The 12,605-nt window shown below is 73.2% G+C and carries 11 protein-coding genes; 6 read left to right on the top strand and 5 right to left on the bottom strand.

What is annotated here, in order from left to right:
- Positions 1–15 precede the first annotated feature (15 nt).
- On the top strand, positions 16–1,440 hold the full coding sequence (locus ACZZ97_RS02095; protein WP_463472137.1) for an MFS transporter: 1,425 nt from the start codon (positions 16–18) through the stop codon (positions 1,438–1,440).
- A 211-nt stretch (positions 1,441–1,651) separates the two neighbouring features.
- Positions 1,652–2,488, top strand: coding sequence for an alpha/beta fold hydrolase (locus ACZZ97_RS02090; protein WP_463472136.1), 837 nt, complete (start codon positions 1,652–1,654; stop codon positions 2,486–2,488).
- A 192-nt stretch (positions 2,489–2,680) separates the two neighbouring features.
- Here the strand turns inward: ACZZ97_RS02090 and ACZZ97_RS02085 are convergent, their stop codons facing one another.
- The 3 genes from ACZZ97_RS02085 to ACZZ97_RS02075 all read right to left on the bottom strand — a co-directional run bounded on the left by ACZZ97_RS02085 (position 2,681) and on the right by ACZZ97_RS02075 (position 5,123).
- A complete protein-coding gene (locus ACZZ97_RS02085) occupies positions 2,681–3,265 on the bottom strand; it encodes a hypothetical protein (RefSeq protein ID WP_463472135.1) in 585 nt (194 codons plus the stop codon).
- A gap of 256 nt (positions 3,266–3,521) precedes the next feature.
- Positions 3,522–3,704 carry a hypothetical protein gene (locus ACZZ97_RS02080; protein WP_314101994.1) on the bottom strand — a complete coding sequence of 61 codons (183 nt, stop codon included), beginning with the start codon at positions 3,702–3,704 and terminating at the stop codon, positions 3,522–3,524.
- Between the two features lie 375 nt (positions 3,705–4,079).
- Positions 4,080–5,123: a LacI family DNA-binding transcriptional regulator gene (locus ACZZ97_RS02075; RefSeq protein ID WP_314101993.1), complete on the bottom strand. Its 1,044-nt coding sequence runs from the start codon at positions 5,121–5,123 to the stop codon at positions 4,080–4,082.
- 218 nt (positions 5,124–5,341) lie between these two features.
- On the opposite strand from ACZZ97_RS02075, the gene ACZZ97_RS02070 reads away from it, so the two are divergent.
- The 4 genes from ACZZ97_RS02070 (at position 5,342) to ACZZ97_RS02055 (ending at position 10,769) form a co-directional block, all read left to right on the top strand.
- A complete protein-coding gene (locus ACZZ97_RS02070) occupies positions 5,342–6,577 on the top strand; it encodes a sugar ABC transporter substrate-binding protein (protein WP_463473745.1) in 1,236 nt (411 codons plus the stop codon).
- A complete protein-coding gene (locus ACZZ97_RS02065; protein WP_463472134.1) occupies positions 6,574–7,683 on the top strand; it encodes a carbohydrate ABC transporter permease in 1,110 nt (369 codons plus the stop codon). The genes ACZZ97_RS02070 and ACZZ97_RS02065 overlap by 4 nt, the downstream gene beginning before the upstream one ends.
- Positions 7,680–8,615: a carbohydrate ABC transporter permease gene (locus ACZZ97_RS02060; protein ID WP_463472133.1), complete on the top strand. Its 936-nt coding sequence runs from the start codon at positions 7,680–7,682 to the stop codon at positions 8,613–8,615. Before ACZZ97_RS02065 ends, ACZZ97_RS02060 begins: the two co-directional genes overlap by 4 nt.
- A gap of 93 nt (positions 8,616–8,708) precedes the next feature.
- Entirely contained in the window at positions 8,709–10,769 is a 2,061-nt protein-coding gene (locus tag ACZZ97_RS02055) for an MGH1-like glycoside hydrolase domain-containing protein (RefSeq protein WP_463472132.1), read from the top strand.
- A gap of 289 nt (positions 10,770–11,058) precedes the next feature.
- Here the strand turns inward: ACZZ97_RS02055 and ACZZ97_RS02050 are convergent, their stop codons facing one another.
- Positions 11,059–11,946, bottom strand: a complete 888-nt coding sequence (locus ACZZ97_RS02050; protein WP_463472131.1) for an NAD-dependent epimerase/dehydratase family protein — start codon at positions 11,944–11,946, stop codon at positions 11,059–11,061.
- Positions 11,947–12,208: 262 nt separating this feature from the next.
- Positions 12,209–12,592: a cupin domain-containing protein gene (locus ACZZ97_RS02045; protein WP_314103673.1), complete on the bottom strand. Its 384-nt coding sequence runs from the start codon at positions 12,590–12,592 to the stop codon at positions 12,209–12,211.
- Positions 12,593–12,605 lie beyond the last annotated feature (13 nt).

The raw sequence follows: 12,605 nt of genomic DNA, 5'->3' as shown, positions 1-12,605 counted from the left end.
CACTAGCATCGACGCGTGATCGAATCGATTCGATCAACTTTCTTCCCCCAGCCGAGAGACCCGACGATGTCGACGACGTCCCCCCGACCCGGCACGCCTGCCGCACCCGACCACGAGACCCGGAGGGCACGGCTGGCCGTCGCGCTGCTGTTCCTCACGAACGGCGCGTTGTTCTCGAACCTGCTGCCCCGCTACCCGGCGATCAAGGACGCGCTCGACCTGTCGAACGCCTCCTTCGGCCTCGCCGTCGCAGCCGGACCGGTCGGCGCCATCGTCGCCGGCCTCGCCGCCAGCTGGCTGATCCGTCGCTTCCGGTCGTCACGCGTCGCGGTGGTCGGCACGGTCGTGACGGCCGTCGTCGTCCTGCTGGCCGGCCTCTCCCCCGTCGGCGCGCTGTTCGCCGCCGCGCTGTTCGTGGCCGGCGCGCTCGACGCGATCGTCGACGTCGCACAGAACTCCCACGGGCTACGGGTGCAGCGCCGGTACGGGCGCTCGATCCTCAACTCGTTCCACGCGATCTGGAGCGTCGGCGCCGTCACCGGCGGCTTGATGGGCGGCGCTGCCGCCGGTCTCGGCGTGCCGATCGGCGTGCACCTGGCGATCTCCGGCGTCGTCTTCGGCGTGGTCGCGATCGTCTCGTACCGGCTCATGCTCCAGGGGCCGGAGCCCACCTCCGAGCTCGAGGAGGCGCCCGCCACGCCGACCGAGGGGGTCGCGTCGTCGTCGACGTCCGCCCCGGTGCCCGTGGCCGGTGGCGCACCCGAGGGCGGGACCGGTGCCGGGGACGGAGCCGGCGCCTCCTCGGGGGTCGACTCCGACTCAGTGGCCGACGCAGGCGCACGCGTCCGCCGCTCGGCCGTGAGGCTGGGCACCTGGGGCGTGCTGATCGCGCTAGTGCTGATCGCCGCCTCCGGCACGGTCGTCGAGGACGCCGGCAACACCTGGGCCGCCCTCTATCTCTCGGGCTCGCTCGGCGCCGGCGTGACCGTCGCCGCGCTCGGCTTCGTGGCGCTGCAGGGCGCCCAGTTCGTCGGACGGATCCTCGGCGACCGACTCGTCGACCGCTTCGGCCAGCGTGCCGTCGCCCGGGTCGGCGGGGCCCTGGTGTTCGTCGGGATGGGGCAGGCGCTGGCGTTCCCGTCGGTCGGGACGACCATCCTCGGCTTCGCCCTCGCCGGCTTCGGCGTCGCGACGTTGATCCCCGCGGCCATGCACGCGGCCGACACGCTGCCGGGGTTCCGGCCGGGCACGGGGCTCACGCTCGTCAGCTGGCTGATGCGGCTCGGGTTCCTCGCCGCCCCGCCGCTGATCGGCGCCGTCGCCGACGCGAGCTCGCTGCGGGTCGGGCTGCTGCTGATCCCGGCCGTCGGGCTCGTCGTGCTCGCACTGTCGGGCGTGCTCGCGGGGCGGCAGCGCTCGGCCCCGCAGCCGCACGTCTGACCTGCATCTGCGGAAGGGGCCCTGCAGCAGCGGCGGGGGCGCACCTCCTTCGGGCTCTCGCCCTGGAGCCTCCTGTCCGTGATGCGGGCGGTCCTGCGACTCGGGCTGTCCGCTGCGCGAAGCACGGGGACGGGCCCTCGGGCAAACCGCCAGGAGGCGGGCGTACGAACGAGAGGACAGGCCGCAGGTGCGGCCGAGGAAGGCAGGAACCATGACCGAGATCACCGCCCACCACGGGCTCTTCAAGGACACGAACCTCCACGTCGACGACTTCGGCGGCAGCGGACGCACCGTCGTGCTCATCCACGGCTGGCCCCTCTCGGGCGAGTCGTGGAGCAAGCAGGTCCCCGCGTTCGTCGAGGCCGGCTACCGCGTCGTCACCTACGACCGACGCGGCTTCGGGCGCAGCGACAAGCCGAAGACCGGCTACGACTACGACCACCTCACCGAGGACCTGCACACCGTCCTCACCGAGCTCGACCTCGACGACGTGACGCTCGTCGGCTTCTCGATGGGCGGCGGCGAGGTCGCGCGCTACGTCAGCAAGTACGGCACCGAGCGCCTGCACAGCGTCGTCTTTGCGTCGGCCGTGCCCCCGTACCTGATGAAGACCGACGACAACCCCGACGGCCCCCTCACCAAGGAGGCGGCTGCCGAGATGACCGCCGGCCTCACCAAGGACGAGGACTCGTTCTACGACGACTTCACCACCGGCTTCTTCTCGGTCGACGGCGTGCTCAAGGTGTCGGAGGCGGACCGCCAGGACGCGCTGCGCCTCGCGAAGCAGGCCGACAAGGCCGCGGCCCTCGCCGCGATGAACTCGTTCGCCACGACCGACTTCCGCGAGGACCTGACCAAGGTCACCGTGCCGACGCTGGTCATCCACGGCGACGGCGACGCGACGGTCCCCTACGAGGGCTCGGGCGCGCGCACCCACGCGGCGATCGCCGGCTCGGAGCTGCACGTCATCGCGGGCGCGCCGCACGGCGCGAACGTCAGCGACGCGGACGAGTTCAACCGCGTGGTGCTGGAGTTCCTCGCGCGCTGAGGCCGCCCGTGCTCTGAGCCCGCTCGTGCTCTGAGCCCGCCCGGGCTCTGAGCCCGCTCGCTCGATGAGCTGGCTCGAACGACACCCCCGTATCCGCACTGCACCCCTCGTTCCGAGGGTGTCCTGCCGGATCGGGGGTGTCGTTCGTGGCGGCGGCAGGCGCACCCGCGCGTGCGGTCGTGTCGGGCGCGGCTAGAAGTCGACCGGCGGTCGGTCCATGGTGGCGACTCCCGACGAGATGCCGATGATGATCGCGATCGCTCCGCCGAGCACCGAGAGCCCGAGGAACAGCCAGAGCGGTGCGGCGCTCCCTCCCACGCGGCGCCGCAGGACGACGCTCCGGCCGATCAGGTAGATGAGCACGCTGAGGATCGACCAGGCCCAGTGGAACGGCCGTTCGACGCCGCGTGCCCGCAGCGTGCGTCGGTCGAGCCAGGAGAGCACGACGAGGCCGATGCCGACGACGAGGCTGACGACCATCGCGAGCGTGTAGTCGCCCTGCCCCACGCCGGTGCTGCCCGGCGCCAGGAGCTCGACCGATCGCCTGATCTCGACCGCCGCGAACACGCACGTGACGATCGGCGAGAGCGCGATCGCGGCCACGTGAGGGGTGGCGCCGATCTGCTGCCCCGTCACGGGCGGCCGGGGCTCGGCCTGCTCGGTGGTCGGGGCGGCCTTCGCGCCGGTCGGGTGTGCGGCCAGTGGCTCCGCCGGTCGTGACGAGGAGGCGGCCGTCTCGCTCCCGGGCAGTCGGTCGTCTCGCTTCGGATCGGTCACGGTGTCCCCCTCGTGGTCGTCGCCGCCGGGGAGCCCTGCTCCGCGACGGCCGCCCGGACGTCTGCGTGCCGGGCTCGTCCCGTCAGCCTAGGACCGCCTCCTGGACGGTGTGCAGGCCGCGCACCCTGCCGCCGAGCGCCGAGCGCCGAGCGCCGAGCGCCGGGCGCCGGGCGCCGGGCGCCTCCGCACCCCTCGGACCCGCGCACACCCGTCGGCTCGACCCTGGATGTGCGCGGATCCCGCGGCTGCCGCAGGCTCAGGGCCGGTACTCGGGGCGCTGATCCGGGCCGGGCACGGGGCCGGGGTGCGGCTTGTGCGCGCCGTCGCTGCCGAACACGGCCACGGCCGAGAGAGCCGTCCGCACGCCGACCAGCAGCACTCCCACGACAGCGCCGAGCACGCGCAGGAGGCGGCGGCCCCGACCCACAGGACTCGTCACGACGCCCCCTCCCCGCGCTGGCGCCTCGGGGACCGGCCCGACCCTGACAGCCCTGGCCGCGCCTCCGGCGCTCGCTCGGTCGTTCCCGCTGCACGCGTCGCACGCCGCTGCCGCTGCTCGTCGCGCAGCACGACGCACAGCCCCACGAACCCCGCCGCGGCGGCGAGCGGCGCCACCCACCAGATCATCTGCCGACCCTGGCGCGTCGCGGGTGTCCCGTCCAGGGCCAGTGCGACGAGTTCAGGACGAGCGGGCCGGCGCGTCCTGAACCGTGCACAGATCATGACCATTTGGACCTGAGTTGCGCGAGTCAGGAGGCGAAGTCCTGAATGAGGAGGCGCGAGCGGGGCGAGCGGGGCGGGAGGCGGCGGCAAGCTAGCGGAGCACGAGGCGCGGGGCGAGCAGGCGGTGCCGCGGGTCAGCAGCCGACCCGGGCGACGCGACGCGGGCCGCGGGGCCCTGGTGCAGCAGCAGGTCCAGGGTGGCGTGGGCCACCTCCTCGACGGGCTGGTGCACGCTCGAGAGGCCGAGGGCCGCGGCGACGGGGGTGTCGTCGTAGCCGACCACGGGCACCGAGCGGCCGAGCACCATGAAGGCGCCGAGGGCGAGGGAGTCGCTGGCGCAGACGACCGCGTCGATCGTGCGGCCGGTCTCCGCGAGGTGCGCGACAAGCTGCCTGACCCGGTCGGAGGCGAGCGAGACCTGGTCGTCGACGGTCAGGTCGACTTCGTCGAGCTCCGCGGCGTGGAGCCCGCCGTGGGCGAGCATCGTGTCGCGCCAGCCCTGCCGTCGCTCGGTGCCGATGCCCGAGGTGGACGGCCAGCCGAGGAACGCCACGCGGCGTGCTCCCCCGTCGAGCAGGGCCCGGGTCGCCTCCGCGACGCCGCGGTGCCCGTCGACGTCGACCCAGCGCCGGGCGGGGTCGGCCACGTCGCTGCCCCACGGCCGTCCGAAGGACACGAAGTCGGCCTCGGCACGCAGCAGCCAGTCGGTGCGGGGGTCGTCGTACGAGGTCGACGTGAGCACGAACGAGTCGACGTCGGCCCCGTCGAGGAGGCGGCGGAACTGGGCGACCTCGTCGAGCGGGTCCTTCGCCGTGAAGAGCAGAACGCGGAGGCCGTGCTGGTCGGCCCGCTCGGTCAGGGCGTGCAGGAACCGGTCGAGCACCGCACCCGAGATGCCGTTCGCGACCGGGTCGAGGCGCACCCCGATCGTCGAGCTCTTGCGGGTGCGCAGCCGCCGCGCCGAGGCGTGGGGGCGGTAGGCGAGCGAGGCGATCGCCTGCTCGACCCGGGAGCGCGTGGCGGGAGCGACGATCTCGGGCGTGTTCAGCACGTTGGAGACGGTCTGGCGCGAGACCCCCGCCTCCTTGGCGACGTCCACGACCGTGGGCAGGCGCGGCGACTCGACACTCGGCACCGCCCACCTCGTCTCGCTCGTCGTCGTCGATCAGCCCCGCGTCGCAGCCCCGCGTCGTCCGCGGAGCGCACCCCGCCGCGACCTCGATTGACAGCCGCGCGAGCAGGTGCCTACTCTAGCGACCACCCGGTTTTGATCGTTCAAACCCGCAACGACACGACCACCGGGACGACCGTTCTCGACGAGGAGACACCGTGCAACGACGCATCCGCCGCCTGATGGCCTTCGGCGCCATCGCCACCGTGACCGGGCTCGCCCTCAGCGCGTGCGGCTCCGGCTTCAGCGAGGGAGGCGGCGACGGCGCGAGCTCCGACGGCGCCCTCACCTCGAGCGACGACTCGCTCACCGTGCTGATCGCCTCGAGCGGCGACGCCGAGGCCGCGGCCGTCCGCGACGCCGTCGCGAGCTGGTCGGGCGACAGCGGCACCGACGCCGAGGTGAGCGTCGCCAGCGACCTGCCGCAGCAGCTCAGCCAGGGCTTCGCCTCCGGCTCGCCCGCCGACGTCTTCTACCTCTCGACCGACGCCCTCGCGGGCTTCGCCGAGAACGGCAGCCTGCTCGCCTACGGCGACCAGCTGAGCGAGACCGACGACTTCTTCCCCACGCTCGTCGACAGCTTCACCTACGACGACCAGTTCTACTGTGCCCCGAAGGACTTCTCGACCCTCGGCCTCGTGATCAACGAGCAGATGTGGCAGGAGGCGGGCCTCACGGACGCAGACGTCCCCACCGACTGGGACGGCCTGTCCGACGTCGCGGCGAAGCTCACCACCGCCGACCACGTCGGCCTCGCCTTCGGGGCCGAGTACGCCCGCGTCGGCGCCTTCATGGCCGAGGCCGGCGGCTCGCTGACGAACGAGGACGGCACGGAGGCGACGGTCGACTCGGAGGAGAACGTCGAGGGCCTGACCTACGTCAAGGACCTCATCACGAGCGGGAACGCCGCGTTCGCCGCCGACCTCGGCGCCGGCTGGGGCGGCGAGGCCTTCGGCACCGGCAAGGCCGCGATGACGGTCGAGGGCAACTGGATCGCCGGCGCGATGAACGCCGACTACCCCGACGTCGACTACCGCGTCGCCGAGATGCCCGCCGGCCCCGGCGGCCAGGGCACCCTGCAGTTCACCAACTGCTGGGGCATCGCCGCCGACAGCCCCAACCAGCAGGCCGCGCTCGAGCTCGTCGAGCAGCTCGTCAGCACCGACCAGCAGCTCGCCTTCGCCGACGCCTTCGGCGTGATGCCGAGCGTGCAGTCGGCCGCCGACCAGTGGAAGACGGACAACCCCGACTCCGCCGCGTTCCTCGACTCGGCCGACTTCGCCGTCGGCGTGCCGACGCAGCAGGGCTCGGCCGACGTGATCGCCGACTTCAACTCGCAGCTCGAGGGCCTCAGCTCGGCGGAGCCCGCCGACCTGCTCGAGTCGTTCCAGTCGAACTACGCGGCGATCCTGCCGTGAGCACCGCCTCGCCCCGCGCCGGCCGAAGGGCCCGCCCCGGCACCGCCTCGCGGGGCGAGGCCACCTCGGGCTGGCTCTTCGTCACCCCGACCATCGTGGTCCTCGGGTTGTTCCTGCTCGTGCCGATGGTGATGGCCCTGTGGGTCAGCGTCTCGGACTGGAGCGGTCGCGGCTCGCCTTTCAGCTCCTCCGTCGGCTTCGTCGGCCTGCAGAACTACGACGACCTCGTGAACGGAGGCGGGCTGGCGGCCAGGGACTTCGGCATCTCGCTGCGCAACAACGCCTGGTACGTCGTCTTCGTCGTGCCGGTCCAGACCGCGGTGTCGCTGTTCCTCGCGGTGCTGGTGAACCGGCAGGTGCTGCGCGGCCGGGGCTTCTTCCGCACCGCCTTCTACTTCCCGTCCGTGACGAGCTCGGTCGCCATCACCGTCGTGTGGCTGTTCCTCTTCACGCAGACCGGCGCCGTGAACCGCGCCCTGTCGTGGCTCGGGATCGAGGGGCCGGCCTGGTTCCAGGACCCGAGCGGCGTCGTCCACAACGTCCTCGGGGCGGTGGGCATCACCGGTCCGGCGTTCCTCACCGACCACGACCTGCTCGGCGTGAGCTGGTGGGACTGGTTCGCCGGCCCCTCCGTCGCCATGAGCGCCTTCGTGCTGATGGCCGTCTTCACGACGAGCGGCACCTTCATGCTGTTGTTCATCGCGGCGCTGCAGAACCTCGGCGGCGACGTGCAGGAGGCGGCGATGATGGACGGCGCGAACGCCTGGCAGCGCTTCTGGCGCGTCACCCTGCCGCAGCTCCGGCCGACCCTCTTCACGGTGCTCACGCTCGGCCTGATCGGCACCTGGCAGGTCTTCGACCAGATCTACACGGGCACGCAGGGCGGGCCCGCCAAGACGACGCTGACGCCGTCGTACCTCTCGTACACCTCGGCCTTCGCCGGGCAGGACTGGGGCCGCGGCGCCGCCATCGCGTTCGTGCTCTTCGCGATCATCGTCGTGCTCACGATCGTCCAGCGGGCCGTGCTGCGCGAACGGCCCGTCTCGCGGCGACGGACGTCGCTGTACGAACCGAAGGACACGACCCAGAAGGAGGCGGGCCGATGACCGCCACTGCCCCCGTCACCGACCTGGTCGGCACGGGCCGACCCGCCGGACCTCCCTCGTCGTCGCCTGCTGCGGACCGCAGGGGTCTCCGGCCGCCTCGCCGCACCTCCTCGCTGGTGTCGTCGTCGGTGCTCTACGCGGCTCTGATCGCACTGGCGCTCGTCTACATCGTGCCGTTCCTGGTGAGCGTGGCGACGTCGTTCAAGACCGACGCGGACGCCGCGGCCGACCCGCTCTCGCTCGTGCCCGCCACGTGGACGACGGCGGCGTTCCAGACCCTGTTCGTCAACAGCGACTTCCCGACCTGGGCGACGAACAGCGCGATCGTGGCGGTGTTCGTGACGGCCGGCCGGGTGTTCTTCGACTCGCTGGCGGGCTACGCGCTCGCCCGGCTGCGGTTCCGCGGGCGGGGCGTCGTCTTCGCCGCGCTGATCGGCGTGATGGCGGTGCCGAGCGTGGTGCTGCTGATCCCGAAGTTCCTGGTGATCAACCAGCTCGGCATCTACGACTCGTACGCCGGCATGATCATCCCGCTGCTCGTCGACGCGGCCGGGGTGTTCATCATGAAGAACTTCTTCGAGTCGATCCCGCCGAGCGTCGAGGAGCAGGCCCGGATCGACGGCGCCGGCACGTTCCGGGTGTTCTGGTCGATCGTGCTGCCGATGGCCCGTCCCGCGCTGATCACGATCATCATCCTGTCGTTCCAGGGGTCGTGGAACGAGCTCTCGCACTTCATCATCTCGACCCAGTCGCCCGAGCTGACGACCCTCACGAAGGGCGTCGCGGGGCTCGCCTCGGGGCAGCTCAGCCAGGGCAGCCAGTACCCGGTGAAGCTCGCGGCGGCGGTCGTCATGACCATCCCCGTGGCCGTGATCTTCTTCGTGTTCCAGCGCCAGATCATGAACAGCAGCGACGGGGCCGTGAAGGAGTGAGGGCAGGGAGCCGGCCCTCACCGGGGCCGGCTCCGTCCCACTCGCACGCAGCACCTCCCCCGCACGCCCCTCAGCGCAAGGACCCCTCCCGTCATGACCGACGCCACGTCACGACCCACGACCGTCGCCGATGCAGCCGCCGACGCCACGTCAGCCGCCGCGGCCGAGCCGCTCCAGCCGTTCCTCGCCGCCGAGACCGTGGTGCTCAAGGCGCCCGCCCAGGCCTGGTCCGACGCCACCGGCGCGATGGGCGCCGCTGCGATCCACGGCGTCTGGGCCGGTGACACCCGCGTGCTGCGCGGGCACCGGGTCGAGGTCCGGGGCAGCAGGGTCGAGACGATCGCGGCGGTGCCGCTCGGCGCCTCCTCGATCCGGTTCGAGTCGCTGCTGCGAGGCCTCGACGACCACGGGGCCGACCCCGACGTGCGGCTGTCGCTGCTGCGCGAGGTCGGCACCGGCGGGGTCCGCGAGACGCTCACGGCGACGTCGCGCCTCCCCCGCGAGCTCGACGTCGTCGTGAGCGTGGCCGTACGGCCCGACGCGTCGTCGATGGACGAGGTGAAGGCCGGGCTGCCGGCCGTGCCGCCGCGTGACCTGCAGGTCGACGGGGTCCGCGCCTCCTGGTCGGGCGGCGACGCCGTGACGACGCTGACGCTGACCGCCTCGGGAAGCGCAGCGGGCGGGGCCGGCGGCGGAGGCACGACGGGCGGCGAGGACGCAGGAGGCGCGGTGCGGATCGAGGCCACCGCCGACGGCGAGCTGCGGCTGACCTGGCGACTGCACGTGCCGGCCGGGGGCGCCGCCTCGGCCGGGCTCGAGATCACGACCGTGCTCGAGGGCGCGGTCGTGGCCGGCGTCGAGGGCGACCAGCGATGGGGCGCACTCGACCCTGCGCCGCACGACGACCGTCTGGCCCGCTGGCTCCACCAGGCGCTCGGCGACCTGTCGGCCCTCCGCATGACGACGACCGACCGACCCGACGACGTCTTCTTCGCCGCGGGCGCCCCCTGGTTCTTCACCCTCTTCGGCCGCGACTCGATCTGGGCTGCGCGGCTCGCGCTGCCGCTCGACCCCGACCTCCGCGTCGCCGCCGGCACCCTGCGCGTGCTCGCGGGCCTGCAGGGCACGCGCGAGGTCACGGCGAGCGCCGAGCAGCCCGGCAAGATCATGCACGAGCTGCGGCAGCGGCCGCTCGAGATCCACGGCGAGGGCGTGACCCTCGCCCCCCTCTACTACGGCACGGTCGACGCGACTGCGCTGTGGGTCTGCCTGCTGCACGACTCGTGGCGAGCGGGCCTCCCCGACGACGAGGTGCGGGCCCTGCTGCCGCACCTGGAGGCGGCGCTCGACTGGATGCGCGACCACGGCGACAGCGACGACGACGGGCTGCTCGAGTACGTCGACGAGACCGGCCACGGCCTGTCGAACCAGGGCTGGAAGGACTCGGGCGACAGCGTCCAGTGGAGCGACGGGCGCCTCGCCGACGGACCGATCGCGCTCTGCGAGGTGCAGGCCTACGCGCACGAGGCGGCGGTGCACGGCGCCGACCTGCTCGACGCGTTCGACCGACCCGGGGCCGACGAGTGGCGCGGCTGGGCCGACAGCCTGCGGACGGCGTTCCGCGAGCGCTTCTGGGTCACGGACGCGCGAGGCAGGTTCCCCGCCGTCGCCCTCGACGCCGACAAGCGCGCCGTCGACACGGTCACGAGCAACATCGGGCACCTGCTCGGCACCGGACTGCTCGACGCCGACGAAGAGGCGCTGGTCGCCGCCCGTCTCGCCGGCCCCGAGCTCGCGAGCGGCTTCGGCCTCCGCACGCTCAGCTCGGACGCGGTCGGCTTCTGGCCCCTCGGCTACCACCTGGGCACGGTCTGGACCCACGACACCGCGGTCGCGATCGCCGGCCTCGCCGCGACGCACCACCACGAGGAGGCGCGCCTGCTGTCCGAGGGACTGCTCGCCGCCGCACCCTGGTTCGGCTACCGCATGCCCGAGCTGCACGGGGGCGACGCCGCGGCCGACGTGCCCGCGCCGGTGCCGTACCCGGCGTCGTGCCGGCCGCAGGCGTGGTCGGCGGCCGCCGCCGTCGCGGTGTGGGCGGCGACGTCGCGGCCGTGCGCCTGCGGCGCCGCCGCTGACGGCTCCCGCACCTAGGGACGCGACTGCTGCCTCCTCCTCGGTGCAGTTCCGCTCGGCGCAGTGGGTTCGGCGGGTTCCCGTCGCCCGCGGCGGGTCGGCGCCCACCCGCCGCGGGCTACGGCGACCCGCCGACTTCGCGCTGTGACCCGCCGCGGGCTACGGCGACCCGCCGACTTCCCACTCGGTCGCGGAGGAGGCGGGCCACCGGGACGTGGACCGGTACGGGTACGGGCGGCACCGCCCCGTCCTCAGCCCTCGAGGGGATCGATCCCCGTGACCGGGCCGTCGCCCCGTCCGATGCGGGTCACCGAGGCGCGAGTGCGCGGCCGTCGGCGTCGAGGTGGTCGCGCCACGAGCGCCTGGCCGTCCAGCCGAGCAGCCGCTCGGCCTTGGCGGTCGAGATGCCCGACGCGTCGACGCGGGCGAGCTCACGGAGCTCGACCGCGTCGCCGTGGTGCCGGCGCAGCGTGGCGGCGAAGTCGTGGCCGCCCGCGTTGTCGGCGGCGGCGACGTAGAAGACCTCGTGGCCCGGAAGGTCGGACTCGGCAGCGAGGAGGAGCGCGTCGGCGAGGTCGTCCGAGTCGACGTAGCTGCCGAAGTTGGCGCTCTCCGGCGACGCCTCGCGCACCTGGGGGCCGAGGTTCTCCTCCCAGTTGCTCTCGTCGTGCACCGTGCTGGGCCGGATCGAGATAGCCCGCAGGTCGGACCGCCGGATGGCCGCGTCCATCAGCTGTTCGCCGAAGGCCTTCGAGAGGGCGTACGGGTCCTGCGGGTGCAGCGGGTGCTCCTCGTCGACGGGGACGTAGTCGGGCAGGAACGGCCGCTCCGGGAAGAAGTTGCCCACGATGCTCTCGCTCGACACGTTGACGAAGCGGGGCACGCCGAACCGGACCGCCGCCTCCACCAGGTTGAAGGTCGACATCAGGTTCGTCTGGAAGACGACGTGCGCCGGGTTGCCGGTGGGCTGCGGGATGGCGGCGACGTGCACGACCGCGTCTGCGCCGGCGACTGCGGCGAAGGCGGAGCCCGCGTCGGTGAGGTCGGCCATGACGTACCGGCCGGGCACCACATCTCCCGCGTCGAAGACCGGCCGGACGAGATCGACGCCGAGCACGTCGTGGCCCGCCTCGACGAACCTGCGCACGGCTGCGCGGCCGACCTTGCCGCGTGACCCGGTGATGACGACCTTCACGGTGATCTCCTCCGACGACCGTCCGCGCCGCCGCCGGTCGGGGCGCCGGGGTCGTCCGCTGAGCCGACGTGCGCGACCCTACGCCGAGACCGCCGGTGCGGGGTGCCCGGTGTCGTCCGCCTCGCCCGGGCGGCCGCGGCCTCGGCCCGGGCCCGCCGACCCCGGTCCGTAGGCGAGAAGGGACGCGGCAGGGGCGGGCCCACGCCGGCCCAGTCCCTTCTCACCTGTCGCGCGGCCCCGGCGCGGTCGGCGACGCCTCCCGTCAGCGGAAGTCGCCGAGCTGGCGCTCGACCGGCACCGTCCCCTCGACGACGACGTCGCCGGTGTGCGCGGTGGTGACCGTCTCGATCAGGACGATCTCCACCTCCTCGTCGGCGATCGGGTTGTGCTGGACCCCCCGCGGCACGACGTGGAACTGGCCAGGGCCCAGCACCACCTCCTGGTCGCCCGGCAGCTGGATGCGGAGGCGGCCCGAGACGACCAGGAACATCTCGTCCTCGGCCTCGTGGGCGTGCCAGACGAGCTCGCCGAGCAGCTTCGCGACCTTCACGTACTGGTCGTTGACCTGCCCCACGACCCGAGGCGTCCAGTGCGCCTCGACCTGGCTCAGCTCGTGGGCGAGGTCGATGCCGCTGATGTCCGTCACGAGGCCATCCTGC

Source organism: Frigoribacterium sp. AC512, from assembly GCF_979258295.1.
This window is presented reverse-complemented; position numbering and strand designations above follow the sequence as displayed.